Annotated in this window: 13 protein-coding genes and 1 pseudogene; 5 read left to right on the top strand and 9 right to left on the bottom strand. The window is 50.7% G+C overall.

Going from position 1 to position 20,238, the window contains the following annotated elements:
* Nucleotides 1–280 (bottom strand): annotated as a pseudogene (locus GEI7105_RS39575) (DUF4277 domain-containing protein); the annotation flags it as partial.
* A 180-nt stretch (nt 281–460) separates the two neighbouring features.
* Complete coding sequence (locus GEI7105_RS28355) at nt 461–2,125, bottom strand: ATP-binding protein (protein ID WP_017658474.1); 1,665 nt, start codon at nt 2,123–2,125, stop codon at nt 461–463.
* 239 nt (nt 2,126–2,364) lie between these two features.
* Here GEI7105_RS28355 and GEI7105_RS39190 point away from each other — a divergent pair, with 239 nt between their 5' ends.
* Complete coding sequence (locus tag GEI7105_RS39190; protein ID WP_245555347.1) at nt 2,365–2,793, top strand: transposase family protein; 429 nt, start codon at nt 2,365–2,367, stop codon at nt 2,791–2,793.
* A gap of 26 nt (nt 2,794–2,819) precedes the next feature.
* Nucleotides 2,820–3,521: an ISL3 family transposase gene (locus tag GEI7105_RS35740; RefSeq protein ID WP_245555349.1), complete on the top strand. Its 702-nt coding sequence runs from the start codon at nt 2,820–2,822 to the stop codon at nt 3,519–3,521.
* A 1,255-nt stretch (nt 3,522–4,776) separates the two neighbouring features.
* On the opposite strand, the gene GEI7105_RS0100255 is transcribed toward GEI7105_RS35740, so the two are convergent.
* Together GEI7105_RS0100255 and GEI7105_RS28370 are read right to left on the bottom strand one after the other, a co-directional pair.
* On the bottom strand, nt 4,777–6,435 hold the full coding sequence (locus tag GEI7105_RS0100255) for an ABC1 kinase family protein (RefSeq protein ID WP_017658477.1): 1,659 nt from the start codon (nt 6,433–6,435) through the stop codon (nt 4,777–4,779).
* Nucleotides 6,436–6,669: 234 nt separating this feature from the next.
* The gene (locus GEI7105_RS28370; protein WP_017658478.1) at nt 6,670–7,152 is read right to left on the bottom strand and encodes a hypothetical protein; all 483 of its coding nucleotides are present in this window, start codon (nt 7,150–7,152) and stop codon (nt 6,670–6,672) included.
* Nucleotides 7,153–7,290: 138 nt separating this feature from the next.
* On the opposite strand from GEI7105_RS28370, the gene GEI7105_RS40870 reads away from it, so the two are divergent.
* A complete protein-coding gene (locus tag GEI7105_RS40870) occupies nt 7,291–7,515 on the top strand; it encodes a CAB/ELIP/HLIP family chlorophyll-binding protein (protein WP_017658479.1) in 225 nt (74 codons plus the stop codon).
* 154 nt (nt 7,516–7,669) lie between these two features.
* Here the strand turns inward: GEI7105_RS40870 and GEI7105_RS28380 are convergent, their stop codons facing one another.
* Nucleotides 7,670–8,176: a hypothetical protein gene (locus tag GEI7105_RS28380; RefSeq protein WP_144053605.1), complete on the bottom strand. Its 507-nt coding sequence runs from the start codon at nt 8,174–8,176 to the stop codon at nt 7,670–7,672.
* A gap of 866 nt (nt 8,177–9,042) precedes the next feature.
* Between GEI7105_RS28380 and GEI7105_RS0100280 the strand changes: the two genes are divergently transcribed.
* Nucleotides 9,043–9,765: a biliverdin-producing heme oxygenase gene (locus GEI7105_RS0100280; protein ID WP_017658482.1), complete on the top strand. Its 723-nt coding sequence runs from the start codon at nt 9,043–9,045 to the stop codon at nt 9,763–9,765.
* Between the two features lie 91 nt (nt 9,766–9,856).
* On the opposite strand, the gene GEI7105_RS0100285 is transcribed toward GEI7105_RS0100280, so the two are convergent.
* The 4 genes from GEI7105_RS0100285 to GEI7105_RS0100305 form a co-directional block, all read right to left on the bottom strand.
* The gene (locus GEI7105_RS0100285; RefSeq protein WP_026097317.1) at nt 9,857–11,380 is read right to left on the bottom strand and encodes a helicase C-terminal domain-containing protein; all 1,524 of its coding nucleotides are present in this window, start codon (nt 11,378–11,380) and stop codon (nt 9,857–9,859) included.
* Nucleotides 11,381–11,547: 167 nt separating this feature from the next.
* On the bottom strand, nt 11,548–13,116 hold the full coding sequence (locus GEI7105_RS0100290; RefSeq protein ID WP_017658484.1) for a pentapeptide repeat-containing protein: 1,569 nt from the start codon (nt 13,114–13,116) through the stop codon (nt 11,548–11,550).
* 133 nt (nt 13,117–13,249) lie between these two features.
* On the bottom strand, nt 13,250–14,827 hold the full coding sequence (locus GEI7105_RS0100295) for a pentapeptide repeat-containing protein (RefSeq protein WP_017658485.1): 1,578 nt from the start codon (nt 14,825–14,827) through the stop codon (nt 13,250–13,252).
* A gap of 796 nt (nt 14,828–15,623) precedes the next feature.
* Nucleotides 15,624–16,400, bottom strand: coding sequence for an ABC transporter permease (locus tag GEI7105_RS0100305; RefSeq protein ID WP_017658487.1), 777 nt, complete (start codon nt 16,398–16,400; stop codon nt 15,624–15,626).
* A gap of 474 nt (nt 16,401–16,874) precedes the next feature.
* Here GEI7105_RS0100305 and GEI7105_RS32985 point away from each other — a divergent pair, with 474 nt between their 5' ends.
* Nucleotides 16,875–19,436: a lamin tail domain-containing protein gene (locus tag GEI7105_RS32985; protein ID WP_017658488.1), complete on the top strand. Its 2,562-nt coding sequence runs from the start codon at nt 16,875–16,877 to the stop codon at nt 19,434–19,436.
* Nucleotides 19,437–20,238: the final 802 nt, after the last annotated feature.

The following is a 20,238-nucleotide window of genomic DNA, read 5'->3' on the forward strand; positions in this document are numbered from 1 at the left end:
GAACCCTGCCCAGTCGATCGTCATTTAAATACTCGGCTTTAATTCCTTCTCCCAGTAGGTTTCTACCGCCTTACTTTCAAAGAAATTCTTAAAAATATAAANAGGGGATGACACTAATCCCATGCCATTTAAAATCATGGCTTTAACGACGAGACCCGCGCTAACTTTTTCCGTCTTTTTTTTCTCCGAGTAAGTCGTTGACGATTTCGACAATTCCGATTTCGTCAATGATTCCCGCCACTAACCCCAAGTGGTCTAAATTTTTGACCTCTACCGACATAGTCTCTTCCTTTTTCTGATGGCTACATTTTTTGATGATGACAGAAAAGCTTGCCGGAAGTCATTCTGCATATCCTACTATTTTTGTCAAGTCAGTTGGCTCTTGAATGTTATTTTCAAGTCAAGGGGTCAGTTGGCTGAGTCGAAATACCTAATTCTTTTCCGATTCAATTTATACTACTTATACACTACATTTGAAGTGCGGAATGTGGGTTAAGACCTCTCGTTCTTGAAATTCTTTGACTAACTGACGGATCCGCCCAGCAAACGGGGCGTACTGAGGATCTCGCTCGGCCAACGCTGCAACTTGCTTTTGTAATTTTCGCAAACTTCCTCGTCTGGCTAAATCCAAAAAGACCTCGAGTTCGGATAACGGCAGCGGTACTAATTCCATCTCATCGGTTTCTTCCTCAGAAGCAACCGTGAGAGCGGTTGCTTCTCGAGGCGTTTCTGAATAAATCCAATCGAGTTGTAGCAATAACTGAAGTTTATCGAGGAGTTCTTCGACTTGTACGGGTTTGGGTAAAAATTCGTTCCCGCCCATGTCGAGACTGCGATGTTGGTCTAACTCGAAAACGCTGGCTGACGAGACGATAATGGGCAAAGTCTTAAACTGAGGCATCTGACGCAACCGTCGCATCATCTCGAAGCCGTCGAGTTCGGGCATTACTAAATCGGTAACGATTAAATCGGGAGCTTCCGAAACGGTTTTGACTAAACCCTCTGCCCCGTTGGTCGCCTCGAGGATCTCGAACCCGAGGGGTTCTAAAATATTGAGCAACACTGCCCGGTTTTCCCATTTGTCATCGATGACTAAAATTTTCCGTGTCGCTCCTTCGTAGCCTCGCACGCGATCGTGGCGGGCGATCGTCGAGCGAACCCAATCGGTAGCCAAAGGTAACTCCACATCGAACCAAAAACGACTGCCTTGGTTGGGAGTACTTTCGACCTGAATTTGACTGCCCATCAACGTGACGATATTTTGGGCGATCGACAATCCCAACCCCGTGCCTTCTGCTATCCGGGGCGCATCTCCAACTTGCTCGAAGGGCTGAAAAATTCGTTCGATTTGTTCGGGAGTCATCCCGATTCCCGTATCCTCGACCGAGAAGCGCACTTTCACGGCGGGGATTCCGTTCTCTTGGGGGGAAAGGTGGGCGATAACGCTGATGTTAAACGTCACACGACCCCGCTGTGTATATTTAACCGCGTTGCCCAACAGATTAATTAAAACTTGACGCAGTCGTTTTTCGTCGGTGTAAATTGCCTCGGGTAGCTGCGTTTTGAGTTGATATTGAAATCCCAATCCTTTTTGTTGGGCTTTAAGTTGAAAAATTTCAGCTACACCCGTTAAAAATGCCAAAAAATGAAACTCTTTCGGTATTAATTCCATCTTGTTTGCTTCAATTTTGGACAAGTCGAGAATATCGTTGATAAGCGTTAAAAGATGGTTGCCGCACTGTTGAATGACATCGAGTCCTTGTTGCTGCTGGTTGAGATCCTGGCTCCGTTGGAGAATTTGGGCGTATCCTAAAATGCCGTTGAGGGGCGTTCGCAGTTCGTGACTCATATTGGCCAGAAATTCGCTTTTCGATTGGTTAGCGCGATCGGCTTTTTCTTTGGCCACCGCGAGTTCGGCGGTGCGTTCTTCAACACGTTGTTCTAAGGTGGCAAACGACTCTTGCAGTTTTTGCGCCATGTAGGTAAACGCACGAGCTAACTGCCCCAGTTCGTCTTTACGTTTGGTCTCGAGTTGCACGTCAAAACGACCGCTCGTAATCTGTTGTGTTGCTGCTATCAGCTTTTGTAACGGTAGGGCGATTTTTTGGCGCAAAACTAAGAACAATAATACGATTTCTAAAAATAAAGAAACTAATCCTACAATTAAGACAAACTGAGTCGTTTTCCAAGCTTGTTTTTCGAGTAAAGTTTCGGGATAAACTGAAATTAAATACCAAGACGAGCCGTTAATTCGCGCGACAGCGAGATATTCGCGATCGCGAGCGTTATGAAAGACAACTTCGGGGTCTTCGGAGTTTGAGGTGATAATAGTATAATAGAAAACAAATGCAGGCGGATCTAAAGATGAACTTTTTTGTAGAAGACTTAATCAACTTACCCAAAGTAAGAGTGAGAAGCGTGGTCAGGGAACGCGAAGCAATATTTTTGCAGCTAGGCTTTAGAGAAGAGGAAGTTGCCTGTCCTCATTGTGGCAAAAAGACGGGCGAACTTAACCAAACACGAACCGTTAGAGTTCGAGACTTGCCCATTTCGGGTCAACTCGTATATTTGCAAATACCACGGCGTCAGTTTTACTGTAAAAAATGCCAACAATACTTTACAGAAGAACTAGACTTTATTGAAACTGGTCGAAGGTTTACTAGGCGGTACGAAGAATATATTTACGAGCGAGTAATCGCTAGTAGCGTCGAGCAAGTTAAAAGAGAAGAAGACTTGTCTTGGCATCAGGTAAATGGAATTCATCAACAGGTATACGAACGCAAAAAAAAGTAAATTGGGGACAAGTAAAAAGGTTGGGTTTGGACGAGATAGCAAAACATAAAGGTCACAAAAAATTTGTGACGGTAGTGAGCGATTTAGAGAAAGGAGAATTGATAGAAGTCATCGACTCTCACCAACAAGAAGAAATCGCTGAAGTTCTTCTACAGCAACCGTTAGAGGTCAGAGAGGCAGTCGAAGAAGTCAGTGTAGATATGTGGGGAGGATTTCCAAAGCTTATCGAAAAAGTGTTTCCCAATGCCCAAATTGTCGTCGATAGATTTCACGTTATGAAAGCGGTGAATGACAATCTAAATAAAATCCGAAAGCAGGTGAAGTTTAAAATCAAAATCAAAGGAGCAAAATGGTTATTGCTGAAAAACCAAAAAGACTTAAAAGAAGAGGGATTGGAAAAATTAGAGGCCGTTTTAAAACAGTCAAAACGTTTACGAAAAGCTTATCAGCTTAAAGAGGATTTTAGAGAAATTTATGAAACAACTCAAGACCCAGAGAGCGGAAAAAATAAATTTAAAGAATGGCTGTGTAAAGCACAGAGTATTTATGGTGATGCTGTCAAGACAATTCGCAATCATCTTAACACAATATGTAATTATTTCTTGAGCCGAACAACCAATGGTGTTATGGAGGGTATTAATAATCGTCTTAAACTGATAAAGCGTCAAGCTTATGGCTTTATAAATTTTGAAAATATGCGAATGCGCTTTCTGTCTTGCTTTACTTAATAAGTTTTTCTTATCACCTTGTTTTGCGAAGACCCCAACTTCGTTCGGATCGCCGGAATTGACGAGATCGAAAATCCGTTGGAGGTGTGGATTTCCGAGTTCCTCAACGGTTAATCGACCGTCGTTGGCTCGAATCTGTTCCATGAAGTCTGGATGGGCGATTAAATTTCCATCAGCCCGCACCAGAATGTTATATGTTCCCTCTAAGGCATCGTGTAGTGTGCGATCGAGTAAATCCGTTAAAATAACGTCGTGGCCGATGGTGCCGATGTGTCGTCCGTCGGCGTTATCGATGGGGGTTTCTGCCGAAACCATCCAGCGACCCGTGACGGGATTGTCAGCGTACACTCGCGTCCAAAGGGTTTGACGCTCCGGGTTGTATTCTGGGGTGCCGAGAAACGCCCATTCTTCACCGGGAATATTGAAGGTCGAATCGGCTTTGAGCGCCCAAGGAACGTCAGGCCAGAAAATAACGATTCCGCCTTCGGGAAGGCTAATATAGGTGTTTGGGAAGCGATTTCGCCATCCCGGCCCGTATTTTTTGACCGTTTCGGTATAAACGACAAGCCGTTGGCGAAGCTCGTCGTCTAAGACGACATCCGAACTGACAAAGACTGTGGTGGCGTCTGAGGCATCGAAGCGGTCTAAGTCCGTGTCTTCGGGAGCGTTGCGTAGGGTTCCGTCCGACCATCGATAGAAGTCGCGATCGAAGGTTTCTTGCCAGTCTTGGGGCGGTGAGTTTTCTAAAATAGTGAGGATGTCTTGGCGAAGTAATTCGTGATTGTCTTGGGCTAAGACAAAGATGGTTTCTTCTCGCTTGGCTCGCTCTGTGATGTACTTGGCAAGTTGCGATCGCGTATCTTGAGACAGTTGAGAAGTTAGCTGAACGTAACTTAAAAGCGAAACAAGTGCCACGACCCCAGCGATACGAATTGCCATGTTGCGTAACGTAACGCGGGTCAAAGATTCTTGAGAACGGGCTGACATTTTAAAACCCCTTCAAAAAGGTAGTGTTGGTTACATTTGAAAACATCGCCAGGCAAAATGAGTCTTTTACAACGCTCGGTTGTAAAAGACTTTACTTCTAAATTATCCGACGATCGCCTCGTGTCAAGCGCCTCGTGTCAAGGCGATCGCAATTTGTTCGGGTGTTCTGCGTATTTCTACTTGGTTACACATCAGTAGTTTTGCAGACTTTACATCGAGAAGTTTGCAAACAATATGTTAACCGCAAACAAAAGAGCGATCGCACCCTTTATTTCAATTGACCCGATCGCACGATCTTATAGAGCAAAACCAACCCGATCGAACAAGCCGCGCCAAATAAGATATTCGTTAACAGCGTCAGTTGCGGCGTTTGCGCCCCCGTCGAGAGAATCGCCGCCCCCAAGATTAACGCACTCAAAACCGTTCCGAAGGTACGACGGTTTGCCGACTCGTCCAAACTGCGACGCAACGAATCCAATCCCTCGACTCGTAAATTGAACCGTAACGTTTCGTTACTCAAACGATTGAGCAAAAAACTAACCTGACGTGGCGATTCGAGGGAGAGATTTTTAAACTCCAACGTCGTCCTGAACAGCGCCTGAACCGGATCGTCGCCGATGAGTTCTTTTCGGAAAATATCCGTCATGAGGGGCTTGACTTCCTCGAGGACGTTCACCTGGGGGTTGAACTGACGCGCCACCCCCTCGAGGTTCCCCAACGATTTCGCGAACAAACCGATATTTCCCGGCCAGCGTAGGTGATTGCGTCGGGCGGCCTGCAACACCTCATAAAACGCTTCGCTGGTGTTGAGTTCCGACAAACTCAAATTGTAGTAACGACGCAACAGCTGCACGTAGTCCCCTTCCAACCGCGCCAGATCGATCGGTTGCGTGGGTTCGGCCAGTTGTAGACTCAACTGAGCGCAACGGGACGCGTCGGCGTTGACGATCGCCAGCAGCATTTCCGTCAGAGCCGATCGCGTTCTCGGGTCGAGAGATCCCACCATCCCGCAATCGAGAATCCCCAGGCGACCGTCTTTTAAATAAAACAAATTTCCAGGGTGAGGGTCGGCGTGGAAAAAGCCGTCGCTGAGAAACTGTTGGAAAAACGCCCGAAAAACTAACGTCGTCAGTTCGCCCCGTTCGGTGTCGGTGCTACCGTCTTTTTTACTTCCCTGTAAGTGGGCTTTCAGCAGCGGAACGCCGTCGAGCCACTCCATAATCAAGAGTTTGCGCGTCGTGAGGTTTCGTTCGATCGCGGGAACCTTCAACCGCTCTGGCTCGAACCAAGGACTCGAGGACAGATTTTGACGCAGTTTGTCCGTATAGTTGGCTTCCTTTGTAAAGTCGAGTTCGGCGTAGAGGGCTTTTCCGAATTCGTCGGCCAGTCCGACTACGTCGTAACTCTTCCCAAATTCCGTGGTCGCCATCAGTTTGGCGATATTTTTAATCATGTCCACGTCTTGCGCGACGAGGGCTTCGATCCCCGGACGTTGGACTTTCATGACCATCTCGCGGCCGTCCCGCAAGCGAACGCGGTGAACTTGCGCCATCGAACCGGCGGCCAGAGATTGAGTATCGATGTCGGAAAACACTTCTTCGAGGGGACGGGGAAGTCCCTGACGGACGACCGGCTCGATATCCGCCCAGGGAACTGGGGGAACTTGAGCGTGAAGGGTACTCAGCGCTTCGATATACTCCGGCGGAAGTAAGTCCGGGCGCGTACTCATCAGTTGACCGAGTTTGACGTACACCGGCCCCAAGTCGGTCAGGATGTTTCGCAAGACTTCGGGGGGCGGAATGTCTGGCTCTCCGGCTGACTCTCCAGTCTGTCCGCTACTGAGAAGACTCCGCATATAGTCCCAGCCGTTGCTGAGAACGACTTCGAGGATTTCCCCCTGACGGGAATTTCGGGCAAGTTTCAGCATAAGAGATTGACTCGAACGAGTAGGGAAACGCCGACAGTCGAGATTCGGGTCGGTTTTGGAGAGGATACGTCTCCCCTCAAGTTTAATCAAATTTACAATTTTAAGGTTTGACTTGACAAGATAGATAAAATATAGTAATTAACTCCCTAATTTTCGATCGCGATCGAAAATTAGGGAGTCGCGATGGAGAATTGCCACCGCAAAGCCGAAAGCCGGTCGGTCGTTGGTGAAGTCCTAAGACTCCTTATCGGATGCCTCTTCAGCCGTCGCTGAAGGAACGTCTGATTCCGAAGCCTCCTTCGGTTGCGTGATAATTTTCCAGGCCGTTTCAGCCGCTTCTTGCAGTCGGCTACCGAACTCTTCGATCTCTTTCGTCAGACCGTCCCAACGGGTTTGAACCTCGTTTTGCGCCATTTTTACGGCGTTATCGAGAGATTCTTGCTGTTCTTTGGCAAATTGTTCTGTTTGTTCGATGGTCTTTTTCGCGTCGTCGATGGCTTTGAGATAGGTTTCTTGCGTGCGATCGTTGGCCGCTTGAACTTCGGCTTGCGCTTTACGGCGGATCGCTTCGAGCAACTCCATCGCCTTCTGCTTGACGTCCTCGTCGGCGTCGGGCATATCGCGATCGACCATTTCTCGGGTTTCGTCGCTCACTTCGACGATGGCGGAGTCTTTAGGAATCGGTTGGTTTTCGGGGGTGGGAGATTCGGAAGTCATAGGATTGCAGTGAAACTCGTCAAACTGCTTTCACGATAATCGAATTCCTCAAGCTTTGACAGCCTCACGGCATGGCAGAACTCGACGGGACGTGAAATGCTAAGGTGAGTTAAAAACGTTCGCTCGAGGTTCCCCATCATGGCCAAACCCAACGCAGCCACCGATAAAGGATTTGGTGCAAAAACCGACGCTACGAAAAAATCGACGACTCAAACATCTTCCCCCTCTGAAGGCGGAACGTTTGGATTTACTCAAAAGGCAGAAATTTGGAACGGCCGTCTGGCAATGATTGGCTTTTTGGCTCTCGTCCTCATCGAACTCGTTACCAACCAGGGAATTCTAGAGTTTTTCGGACTGAGATAGGGAAATCATTGACAATTGATAATTGACAATTGATAACTGGGGAGTTCTCCCCCTCTCCCCTTTTACAGTGAACAGTGAGCAGTGAACAGTGGAGACAGTTGACAGTTTCTTCCTGCTCCCCTGCTCCCCCTCTCCCCTTCTTCCCCTCCCATCATCACCGAATCACAGCTTGACAGGTTTCGAGAACCTGTTGGCTCGTGTCACTGGGGCGCTCGAGTTCGTGGAATCCTTGAAGAGACGGAATCGGCGAGCCAGAGCGGCCGTTGGCGACGACGGCTTCTGAAGTCAGGGCGATGTCGTACGTGTAGGTATCGTTGCGATAGCTGTCGATGATGTTTAAGGCGAGGCGATCGCGATCGAGGTCGCCGTAGAAGCAGTCGAAGGAAGAATGGGGCTGATAGAATCCTCCCACAACGCGATCGCCCGTTACCTCGAACACCATATAGGTTTCGCCAATTTGTTGGGCTTGCGAAACGGAACCGTAGACGTGCGTTCCCTCCGCCAGCACTGGCCTGACGTTGTCGAGTTGGGCGGCGGCCGAAACCGATTCGGCTCCCGTGGCGGTGGTGAAGGTCACGCCAGACACGACGGCGATGAGGGCTTGGGCGATAGTGAAGGTGCGATCGAACATGATGCAGACTCCCGGTTCCGAACTCGACACTCTTACTCTCTCGCGTTTCGGGGGGAGCAGTCAGTGACCCTGTGACAGATTTTCGGGCGTTCCGATCGCAAGTGTTACGTGATTCCACGTAGGTAGTTAGTGTGATTTCGATCGCCGATCGTTTCGATAGTGCAGCCTTATCGTTACGAGCGACCTTTCTCATACTCCATCCTTTTCCGATAAGCTGAGCTTCAAGAAGGCTTCACCACATCCCCCCTTAGCCCCCAGGGTAAGCTCATCTAAATATGTATTAAAATTTACAGATTTTTAGTCATAGATGTGTATTGACTCCCGATCGGACGTAAAACTTGCTTTCCAGTGCGATCGCCGCCTTCACTTTTGCCCAAAATACATGAATTTTTGTAAAGACAAAGAGCTGCTAATCTTAACAATTTAGGCTCTCAGGGGAGCCTAAAAATAGGTCAATTCTTTTCTAGGCAAGCAACTCATGATATAGGCGGCTTGTCAACCTTTGTTAAGATGCGCTGATCTTACCTTAGCCCCCCTTTCAAAGGGGGGTTGGGGGGATAGAAGGGCTTGTCGCGTTCGGCGAGCGCTCAGTCGAGCCGCTGAGCGGAGTCGAAGCGTTGAAATTCGGATGCCGGATCGCCCACCACTCCCGTCGAAAAATATTGCCGGATCTGAAGTCGAGAGCCTCGCTCGCTTAATTCATTATTTGTTATATATCGATACAGTTTGTCGCGTTTTTTTGTAAATTTTGTTGCGAGGCGTTAAAAATTCTTAACAGCAATTCTCATCAAATCAGTTTAAGGTAACACATTAGGCGCTCGTCCCCAATGGGTTGGTAAAGCTCGATACGCCAAATTTCAATCGAACTGTAAATTATAGCAATCTTTTCTTTAGTGATGAGTAGTAACCTCGCGACTAAACTTCGAGAAGGGACGAAGAAGTCCCACACAATGGCCGAAAACGTTGGCTTTATCAAATGTTTCTTGAAAGGGACGGTTGAAAAAAGCTCGTACCGCAAACTCGTAGCCAACTTTTACTTCGTTTATTCGGCGATGGAAGAAGAGATGGAACGCCATCGCAACCATCCCATTTTGTCGAACGTGTACTACCCGCAACTCAATCGAAAATCGAGCTTAGAGCAAGATTTAAGCTTCTATTTCGGTTCGGACTGGCGCGAAACCGTCGCACCTTCGGAAGCAGGACAGGCGTATGTCGATCGCATCCGTCAGGTGTCGAACGAAGAACCCGAACTGCTGTTAGCCCACTGCTACACCCGCTATTTAGGCGACCTGTCCGGCGGTCAAATCCTCAAAAAAATCGCCCAACAATCCATGGGATTGCAAGACGGTCAGGGAACGGAATTTTACGACTTCCAAGATATCCCCGACGAGAAGGCGTTTAAAAACGAGTATCGTCAGGCGATGAACGATCTCCCGATCGACGAAGCGACAGCCGATCGCATCGTGGACGAAGCCAACGATGCCTTCAAGCTGAATATGGCGATGTTTGAAGAACTCGAAGGCAGCTTGATTAAAGCCATCGGTCAAATGCTCTTCAACGCTTTGACGCGCCGTCGCACGCGCGGTTCCACAGAAGAACAAGCCGCAGCCGCCGGTTGATTGACAGTGAAGAGGGAAGAGGGAAGAGGGAAAAGTGAAGAACGTTGACAGCTTCTCCCCCTCCCCCTTGCTCCCCCTCTCCCCTTCCAAACTACGGCTCGAACAACCCCGCCTCGGGGGAACCGATCCGGGCGTAAGGACTTAAGGCAGAAAAGACGTGCTGGCCGTAACTGCGGTAAATTGCCCGCACGTCGAGAAGCGCGACGACCCCGCGATCGTTGCGAACGGAGGCGATCGCCCGTTGGAGTTCGCTCAACGCCGTCGGAAGCAGGTACGATCGAAACCAGTCTTTGCGTAGCTGCTTGTAATAGGCGACGCGACCCGCCACGAGCGGATCTTCGAGAGATGGAAACGGAAGCGTTGCGATCGCCAGCAGTTTCGGCGGCGGAAACTCGCTTTGATGTTCTCGCCAAAACTCCCATCCCGTCACGAGAATGCTGCGAGGGGCGCGAACGACTGTATCGACGCGGACGCGGGAGCCGAATTCAGCAGCCAGCGTCGCCGCGACGATCGCTCTGAGGGGAACGTCGCCGACGACGATCGCGATAAGGTCGTCTTCATGAGAATTCGATCGCGTACTGGCGTGACTGCTGCTGATGCGAACCAGGGTATGTAACTCCTCAAGAAGCGCGTCGCGAAATTGCGGCGTGTTGGGAAGGGGAAGTCCTTCAGGAGCATACAGGTGAACGAAAGAGTGTTGTCGGTCTGGCGCGAATTTAACACAGGTGAGATCGTCGATTCCCAGGCGCTGGCGAAACATTAACGCGTCGCGATCGACCCCCAACGCACCGCCGATCGCAACCGTCGGTTGTTGTTTCCACAGCGGACGGAGGGCGTTCGACACTTCCGCCGGACTGCAATACAGAGAAAACCGTCCGCCTTCGCGATCGATCGCCGCCCAGACGAAACTGTGACGCGATCGCAACCGCCGTCCGAACTGACGCCAGGATTGGGGAACCTCGGGAATAGCGGCGATCGACCGTCTCAACCGTTCCCGTTCTTCCGAATGTAACAGCACGCCCCCATAGGGATTCGCGGGGCGATCGAACACCGCTCGAGTTAACTGTATCCAAACCTGTCGAACCTCGTCGGCGAAATCGGGGCGAGCCTCCATCAACGCCGTCCAATCTCCCGGTTCGATGCAGGCGGTCAGCGCTTGGCGCGTCCACGCTTCCCAATCGTCGGCGCCGTCGATCAGAGTTGGAATTCCCGTCGGAAATCGCATCTTTTCCGTCGTTTTAGAATCCAACCAAGCCTGGGGGGAGGTCAGCAACAAGCCGTGAAAGTCTTCGCCCGGCCAGCGATCGCCTTCGACGACGGTTTTATGCGATCCCAACCACTGTTGCAATTGTGGGATTTCCACCGACAACAACCGCTTGCGAACCGATTCCGAGGCGATGGCGATCGCACCACCGGGCCACAATAATACCGGCATCAAATAACTCAGCGCATAGCGTTCTTCCGACGCGGGAAACACCCCCGTCTGAATCAGGGCGTCTCGTCCCAATCGCAACGCTCGCGCCACCAACCGCGCCATCGTCAAATGATGCGGCCAGCGATCGCCCGATTCCCGTAAAAACGCCCTCAGCGCCGTGTGAACTTCAGCTTCAATCACAACATCGATCGCAAAATCATTGCAAAATAACAGATATTCGCTCGCCGTTCGTGACGACAGGGTTCCTCGAATCGAGTCGCACGACCCCACTCGAACCTCGTCTTCACCCTCGCTCGCGTCGAGACAAGCAACGGGTTAACTTCAACCCCTTCGTCTCCCTCTCGACCTTAGCGAACTTCGTCGAACGAATAAAATCCTTGCACGAAATTGAGGATATCTTGCAACGACGGTAATACCACCTGGGCCCGTTGAGACGAAAGTGCGCTCATGGGAATTCCCAGTTCCGCCGCGTTGAAAAAGCGCTTTCCGAACGTGGGATTGCTGTAAACCGTCAACGTGCGATCGCTCGAATTAGAAATCGACGTTTGCGTGGGAGCTTCAAAAAATTCCAACTCTCCCGCCTCCGAGTCCGACAACACGGGACATTGCAAATTGCTGACTTTGCGAAGGCGCTGCACGATCGACACGCTGAGCTTCGCCGCCTGATTGGCCGCCTTGACCCCCAGAATGTCTTGACTCTTCGTTTGGATCGAGCGCACCAAATTCAAAATCGTTTTTTGTGTGTTGTCGGCGTCCTTAAACGGTAAAACCGCCACGAACGCCGTGGGAAACAACAGTTCGTCGTTCTCGACGCGGAACGTGAGCGTCGTGCGTCGATATCCCACTTCGATACTCGGGGGCTGTCCCATATCGGGATATTGTTCCCCGAGTTGGTGGTACAACTTCGTTAACGCCAGCATCGCCGTGCTGTCGATGGGAGTATCGATGACAATTTGTACCGTGGGGGGCGTTTGGTTGAAAAACCTCTCGAAATTCTCGCGATCGAAACGAACGATTTGACTGTGATCGCCGTTGGGACTGACATCGAGCCAATCGCAACTCATCCCTTCCGTCGTCAGGTTAAACCGCGCCACCCCGTACAACTTCACCCCGGTCAAAATCGCACCGCTCAAGTCTGCCCCTTCCCAATCAGCGCGCATCATGTTCGACTGAGTGAGGTCGGCGTGAACGAAACTGGTATTGAGTAAGTTGGCACAACTGAGGTTGGCTCCGATGAGGTTCGCCCCGCTCAATTTCGCCTCGCTGAGATCGGCCCAACGCAAGTTCGCCCCGCTGAGATCGGCCCAACGCAAGTTCGCCCCCCGCAAACTCGCCCCGCTGAGGTTGGCGCGGTGGAGGCGGGCGTGGCGTAACTCACAATTGCTCAAATCCGCTCCGCTCAAATCTGCTTTACTGAAGTCGGTGCCGATCAAGTTGGCGTTGAGAAGGATCGCCGCCACTAACGAACTTCCCCGCAAGTCCGCTTCGTTGAGGTTGGCTCCGCTCAAATCCGTTTGGCGCATCGTGGACTCTCGCAAATCGGCCCCGTTGAGGTTCGCGCCGGTGAGATCGGCTCCGCTGAGGTTGGCGCGAATCATTTCAGCCCGAATCAGAGCGGCTTCGGCGAGATCGGCCTGGCTGAGGTTGGCGCGAATCATGTTGGCGACGTTGAGAATCGTCCCGTGTAAGTTCGCCCGGACGAGGTTCGCCCCGCTCAACCGCGTCACGTTCATTTTGGCGTAGCTGAGGTTCGCCCCGCTCAAATTCGAGCCGCTGAGGTTGGCAATGCTTAAGATGGCATAGCTGAGATTGGCGTCCCGCAAGTCGATTCGGCTGAGGTTGGCTTCACTCAGCACGATCGCCCCGAAGTCTCGCTCTCCAGCAGCGTATCGTTCTAATAGTTCTTTGAGTGTCATAACCAGCTCACCTCAACACGGCACGACGTTCGTAATTTAACCCTCGAAGTCGATGCGATCCCCACAAGCACAACGGACGCGCAGAGCGCGATCGCGGCTATCAAAGCCTATTGTAAGGTCTGAGGTCGCGCGGCTACAAACGATCGGCATCGAGGGCCGGACTAGAAATCTTAACAAAGTCAAAAATGACAAAGGGAGGTGGGAGCGTATGGGTACAAGCTTCGGACAGGTTGGAACCCATGGAGTTGTCGCTTTCGGCAGCTTGGAGCCGTTGTTTTCCAAATTTGGGATGGTGTTGAACTTCTAAGGTTTGACTTTTGGAGTTGGACAAAATGATGTGGGTAGGCGTGTTGAAAAAATCTCGTCCGATATCGCGATCGAACCACTGGGCTTCGGCGCTGCCAATAGCGTTCGCGCGTTCGATCGCTTGGTTGAACGCCCCTCGCAAGCGTTCGATATAGCGTAGCTGTCCGGCATCTAAACTTTCTCGTTCTTTGGTTTGTAGCAGTTGAACCAAGTTTTTGATATTGGCTTGTGTCACCTTGGCGTCTCGAAAGGGTAATACGACCATGTAGGCCATGGGAAACAGTTGCGTGTCGTTGTCGAGGCGAAACGTGATAACGGTACGGCGATCGCTGACCTCGATATTGGGCGATCGCTTCAACGTCGAATAGTGTCGAGCGATGCGATAGTATATGTCTGCCAGCGCCACGTGAGAGGCCGGATCGAGAACGGTATCGACGAGAATTCGCACGGTCGGGAGCGATTCGTTGAAAAACTCCGTGACCTCTTCGGGAGAAAAGCGCTGAATGTGCGTTCCATCGCCGTTCGCGCTCAAGTCGACCCAATCGCAGACCGCTCCCTCGCTTTTGAGTCCGAAACGGGATACGCCGTGCAGTTTTGCCCCCGTCAGCGTCGAACCGCTCAAATCCGCCCCCATCCAATCGACCCCCATCAGATTCGCTCGCGTCAAGTCGGCGTACACCAAACTCGTATCGAGCAGGTTCGCCCCGCTCAAATCCGCCCCCGACAGGTTCGCCCCGCTCAGTTTCGCCCCGCTCAAATCCGCCCCCGACAGGTTCGCCCCGCTCAAGTCCGCCCAGCGCAAGTTTGCCCCCCGCAAGTCCGCTTCGATCAGTTTCGCTCCGCTGAGTTTGACTTGTCGCAGTTCGGCGTTACGCAAGCTGGCACCGCTGAGATCGGCCCAGCGTAGGTTGGTGCGGCGGAAGGTTGCTTGTTCGAGGTTGGCGCCTCGCATCTGGGCGTAGCTGAGATCGACTTCGCTGAGGTTGGCGCCTTGAAAGTTGGCGTGCGGGAGTTTGGCTTCTTTGAGCATCGCCCCGCTGAGGTTGGCACCCCGCAAGTCGGCGTCGCTCAAATCCGCCCGCAGCATTTCAGTGCGAATGAGGGAGGCGCGACAGAGATCGGCTCCGCTCAAGTCGGCGCGAATTAGGTTGGCCACGTTGAGATCGGCGTCTCGCAGGTTCGCCCCCCGTAGGTTGCTGCTGCTGAGTTTGGCGACGTTGAGTTTCGCCCCTTTGAGGTTCGCCCGCGCGAGGTTCGCCCCGCTGAGGTTGGCAACGCTCAAACAGGCATTTCGCAAGTTCACGCGCGGGATGTTCGCTTGGCTGAGGTTCGCTTCGCTGAGGTTGACGCCGATGAACCGTCGCACCCCCGTCGTGTATTTTCGTAAGAGTTCTTCCGCTTCCATAACGCCATCCTGATGCTTTCCCCGTTCGACAATAGCTGACACAGAGGGTCGATCCAGCCGAGGGTGGGGCAAATTGCGTTTTCCGTTTAATGCCGATCGTACACGAGAAACAACCCGATCGTGGGAAGTCGATTTCGCGCGATCGCCCTGGAAACTGGGTTGGAGAGCGTCTTGTTTTGCTGTTTTTATCCAGTCTCGGTCGCTCGGTTCGGTGACAGCCACTCGATAAAATATCCAATTAAATAGGGTTTACTGAAAAAGACGGTGGGGTGAGTTTGGGAACGGGAAACCCCGGATCTGGGAACAGTTTGGAGAATTGGCGATCGCTTAATTTCCAGAGGTGAGAACACGATCGGGCTAGGTCTAGAGATACCTCGATATCCAAAGTGTTGCACTTTTTTAATTTCCAAAATGCGGAAACCCTTTCCTAGTCTAGTTTCTGGCTTTACTCAGTAAGCCCTAAATAAGGTTGAAGTCGATTTTATTCAAACTTGAATTAACAAAAGTTTTCGACAAAAGACTCGAATAAAAATCTAAAAAAGAATGTTTTTGATTGTTTAAATTTCTTTTTAGATATTCCGTTTTGGTTGAATGAATGGTACGTTCTTAGCTTTTTAGAACGCATTTTTCTATCACTCTACCATAATAACATCGATTTTTGATGTGTCCGATCGGGCTTGCTTTTAAAAATTAAGTAATCTTTACAAAACAGACTTTTATCTTTTAAAAACTTTAAAAAACAAGGTTGACAGCACGCGATCGCTCACGAGGAAGTCTACAGGATCGCCGTTTGCAGTTACTGTAACTGAGCGGAGGCGTTGAAAAAGCGTCGCCCCAACCCCTCGACTAAGACGATCGTAGCGACGAAGTCGGTCATGGCGATCGCGAACATGATGAGAATTTGATACGCCGCCGCCTCGAGGGGTGCGATCCCGCTTAGCAGTTGTCCGGTAATAATCCCCGGTAGCGTTACCAGTCCCACCACCATCATCGAGTTAAGGATGCTAATGGTTCCGGCGCGAACGGCATCTTTACGATAGTGAGAAATGGCCTGTTTGGGAGTGGCTCCCAAACACAAATGGGTTTCGATTTCGAGGCGTTTCGATCGCACGGAACTCACGAACCGTTCCCCAGCGATCGCCGCCGCGTTCATCGCGTTCCCCATCATCATTCCCCCCAACGGAACGAGATATTGCGGGTTCGACCAAGTTTCGGGTTGACGCAACACGAACGTATTAACGTACACCAGCGTCATCGCCGTTCCGATCCCGATCGCTCCCCACACCAAAGCGAGCAAGCCGGGAATGTTTTCGTGAATGCGATTTCGGGCGACAACGGCGGCGATCGTCAACATTACCAGGAGCAACCCTGTCAACGCGAGGGGATGCTGCCAGGTAAACACCACCTGTAAAATCGAGCCGACGACCAGCAGTTGAACGATGGTGCGAACGGAGGCCAGAGCGAGCTTCCACTCTAATCCTAACTGTTGCCAGACCGACAGTCCAATGGCGATCGCGGCCATCCCCACTGCAATCCCGAGATCGACTAAATCCAGTTGAATTAACGAATTCATGGAAAATTTTGGGTCTGAAACCCCGTCCTTCTAAGACGGCTGGACATTAAGCACACCTGTCGCTGGGGTTAGAGTCATTTTATAGCAACCCTAAATCAGTTGTGTCACAAAATCGGGAACAGGAAACAGGAAATCGGATTTTTTCTGGTGTTTTAATTTTTGACGACTCATTTGGAACTGCTATAGCGAAAGAATGAGGGCATCTCAACTCTGAGTAGGGTACATCCATTGAGATAGACCCCCTGAATGTCTCCATTTCCGGCGATCTACTTCTAAGCCTTCATTTTCGTATTTTTTCAGAAAATATTTAAAAAACTTTATCGAAATTTCAATATTTTTACGGATTAAAATTCTGTAAAATTACGATACTCTAAACCAAATTTTGATGCCCTTAAAAAATTTGATTGTTGTACGAATTACGTACAAAATAAAATAAGCTTTGTCAAATACAGAGCCATCAGGGAGTCTGCTAAAATGTCAGATCTGTTGATTTCGGAATATATCGAGGGAAGTGGCTACAATAAAGCCCTCGAACTCTACAATCCGACAAGCGTTCTAATCGATTTAGCTTCGGGCAACTATAGCCTTGACGTTTATTTTAACGGCGATACAACACCGACCCAAACATTAAATTTAACGGGAGCGATCGCCTCCGACGATGTATTTGTCCTCGCCCACGGAAGCGCAAATCCAGCAATTTTATCAGTTGCCGATCTGACCAATGATTTCGTCATAAATTTCAACGGAAACGATACAATTGTTCTGAATAAAAATGGCAATATTCTCGATAGCTTTGGTAAAATAGGAGAAGATCCAGGTAATTCTTGGGGAAGCGGAGACACCGCCAGCCAAAATCGCACCCTTCGTCGCCAAACTGGAATTTACAACGGTGACAGCGACGCCAGCGACAGTTTCGATCCGGCGGTGGAATGGGTGGGATTTAACGAAGACACCACCGACGGTTTGGGATTTCACGCCGCTACCATTCCCGACACGCCGCCGAGTGTGTTTGCAACAACACCGTTCAATAACGAGACGGGAGTGGCGATCGCCTCGGATTTAACGATTCAGTTTGACGAAGCCGTCACCGTTTCGGGAAATTGGTTTAGCATTGTCGGCGACAGTAGCGGAAACCACACCGCCAGTGTCAGCGGAAGCGGATCGCAATACAGCCTCGATCCCGACGACGACTTTCACCCAAGAGAAGCGGTGACGGTGACAGTCTTCGCCGCAAACATCGCCGACATCGACAGTACGCCAGATTCCCCCGCCGCCGATTACAGCTTCAGTTTCGAGATCGCCACGTCGGGAGACGTTATCTTTAACGAGGTTCTCGCCGATCCCGACGGTGACGCCAACGGTGACGGTGTGACGGATAGTTCCGAAGACGAGTTTATTGAATTTTTAAACAATACTGGCAGTGCGATCGATCTCTCAGGATGGGAACTGTCTGACGGTGTGGGAGTTCGTCACGTCTTCCCCTCGGGAACGATTCTCGCTGGCGGCGAGGCGATCGTGGTGTTTGGAGGGGGAACGCCGACGGGGGGTTTCGGAGATGCGATCGTTCAAACGGCGAGTACGGGTTTACTGGGATTAAACAATTCCGGCGACACTCTCACTCTCAACGATGGAAGCCAGGATGTCGCGACATATACATATGGAAGCGAAGGCGGCGACAACCAGTCACTCACGCGATCGCCTGACGTTACGGGAGGATTCGTCAAACACGAAACCCTCGGATCGTCGAAGTTTTCGCCGGGAACCCAAACTGACGGTTCGCCGTTTCCCCTCGACGTTACGCCACCGAGTCTCGCGGCGACAACACCTCTCGACAACGCCTCGGATGTTGGGAGAAATCTCGATTTAACGATTCGCTTTGACGAAGCGGTGGTGAAAGGAAAGGGTTCGATCGCCGTTCGTCGCAGTAGTGACGATGCGGTGGTGGAGGCGATCGCGGTTTCTTCCTCGCAAGTCGTCGTCAGTGGCGACACCGTAACCGTCGATTTGGCGAATTCTCTCGATTTCTCCACGAGTTACGAGGTTCGCATCGACGATACAGCGTTTGAAGATTTGGCGGGAAACCCATTTTCGGGAATCGACGACGCCACGACTTGGAATTTTACGACGACGGCGAAACCGGGAAATTCGGGAAGTTCTGGAAATTCTGGCAATTCTGGCAATTCAGAAGAAGAGGAAAAGTCGTCATCCAAAACCGCTTCGCCTTCTGAAGACGTTCCCGAAGCGTCTCCGTCTGAAACGCCGTCGATCGCAATTCCCGAGACATCTCCGCTGTATCCCCCAGCCAACCACACAGAAAGTTACGAAGGCTGCGTGAAATTCAACATCAATGCAGTTTCTTCAGAAACGGGAAGTTTTGGAAACGATTTGATGTTTGGCGACGCGGAAGCCAACGAAATCCTCGGGGGAAGCGGTAACGATACTTTGGTGGGATGGGAAACGGGAGACGATCTCGACGGTGGCGACGGTGAAGATTGGCTGTTTGGAAATCGCGGAAACGACGATCTCGAAGGAAACCGAGGAAGCGATCGCATTTTTGCGGGAAAAGACGGCGATCGCGTTGCGGGAGGGGATGGAGACGATGCGATCGCCGGAGAGTTGGGAGACGACTGTTTATTGGGAGAGGTGGGAAACGACGTGTTGTTGGGAAATGCGGGAAGCGATCGCCTCTGGGGAGGCGACAACAACGATAGTCTGTTTGGGGGGAAAGATAACGACGAATTGTTTGGTGACGGAGGCGACGATTTCCTCTCGGGAGATTGGGGAGACGATACTCTAACCGGAGGGGGAGGAAGCGATCGCTTTATTCTCGGGTTTGGGAAAGAAACGATCGTGGATTTCACCGATGGTGTCGATCGCTTGGTGTTGGGAAACTCGCTAACGCTGTCACAGTTGCGGGTGTTTCAGGTGGAGACGACGACGGAGATTCGGTTGGGAGACGAGGTTGTGGCGGTGTTGCTGGGGGAAAGTGTGGATGCGATCGACGTGACGGATTTCGAGACGGGGTTTGAGATTTAGCGATCGCCGTGTCGTATCCAGGCTTGAAGGTTGTCGAAACCAAGGGTTCGATGGCGATTTCCAATTCTTCCGCGAGAGTTTCGACAAAACGTCCGATTACTTTTTTATCGAAAATTTTGGGTTTGAAACCCCGCCCCTTCGACTTAGCTCACTTCGACAAGCTCACTTCGACAAGCTTAGTGCAAGCAGTGCGAGCAGGGCAAGCCTTCTAGGGCGGCTTTACAGTACAATGGATGTGAATGGTTAAACTGGCTAACGAAACCCAAGTTAGTAAGTTTGCCTAAAACTCCAATTGAATTGGAATTTTGGCGGTGGGACACACCGTTACAGCCTGTGAAGCGAGTGTAAGACTTGAAGGATCTCGATCCGGAGAGCAACTGCGAAAAACTCGAGAGAGAAGGAAGCAGGAACCCAAATCGCGAGGTTTGGGAATCACCGTCCTTCCAGGGCGGTGAGGATGTCAAATCGTTCGTGTTCTGGAGAAGGAACCATCAGATCCAGGGCTCCGCGATAATACGTCAAGCGAAAGCGGCGATGTTGTCCGATATCTCGCAACAAGGCTTCATAAGTTTCCCAGGAAATTCCCGTGAGTTGGAATTCAGGAGTAGTCGGAAGGGGTGCATCTCACTTTTGTAAAAATATAAGTCTGGAGTAGGTTGGACGGGTGCATCTCACTTTTGCAAAAACATCAGTTTGGGGTGGCAAAATTCCCGATTAGCACTTCCGGTATAAGATCCCCGGCATCTTGGAGATGCCGGGGATCTGGAAATTGAGTGCGCCCAATTCGATGAATTTACATTTT

The organism is Baaleninema simplex PCC 7105 (assembly GCF_000332355.1).
Taxonomy (GTDB): Bacteria; Cyanobacteriota; Cyanobacteriia; order Cyanobacteriales; family Geitlerinemataceae; genus Baaleninema; species Baaleninema simplex.

What these genes read in the sequence shown, in the direction of transcription:
- GEI7105_RS39190 (WP_245555347.1), top strand. Translation starts at nt 2,365, where the DNA reads ATGAACTTTTTTGTAGAAGACTTAATCAACTTACCCAAAGTAAGAGTG.
- GEI7105_RS0100255 (WP_017658477.1), bottom strand. Translation starts at nt 6,435, where the DNA reads ATGCTGAAACTTGCCCGAAATTCCCGTCAGGGGGAAATCCTCGAAGTC.
- GEI7105_RS28370 (WP_017658478.1), bottom strand. Translation starts at nt 7,152, where the DNA reads ATGACTTCCGAATCTCCCACCCCCGAAAACCAACCGATTCCTAAAGAC.
- GEI7105_RS40870 (WP_017658479.1), top strand. Translation starts at nt 7,291, where the DNA reads ATGGCCAAACCCAACGCAGCCACCGATAAAGGATTTGGTGCAAAAACC.
- GEI7105_RS0100280 (WP_017658482.1), top strand. Translation starts at nt 9,043, where the DNA reads ATGAGTAGTAACCTCGCGACTAAACTTCGAGAAGGGACGAAGAAGTCC.
- GEI7105_RS0100290 (WP_017658484.1), bottom strand. Translation starts at nt 13,116, where the DNA reads ATGACACTCAAAGAACTATTAGAACGATACGCTGCTGGAGAGCGAGAC.
- GEI7105_RS0100295 (WP_017658485.1), bottom strand. Translation starts at nt 14,827, where the DNA reads ATGGAAGCGGAAGAACTCTTACGAAAATACACGACGGGGGTGCGACGG.
- GEI7105_RS0100305 (WP_017658487.1), bottom strand. Translation starts at nt 16,400, where the DNA reads ATGAATTCGTTAATTCAACTGGATTTAGTCGATCTCGGGATTGCAGTG.
- GEI7105_RS32985 (WP_017658488.1), top strand. Translation starts at nt 16,875, where the DNA reads ATGTCAGATCTGTTGATTTCGGAATATATCGAGGGAAGTGGCTACAAT.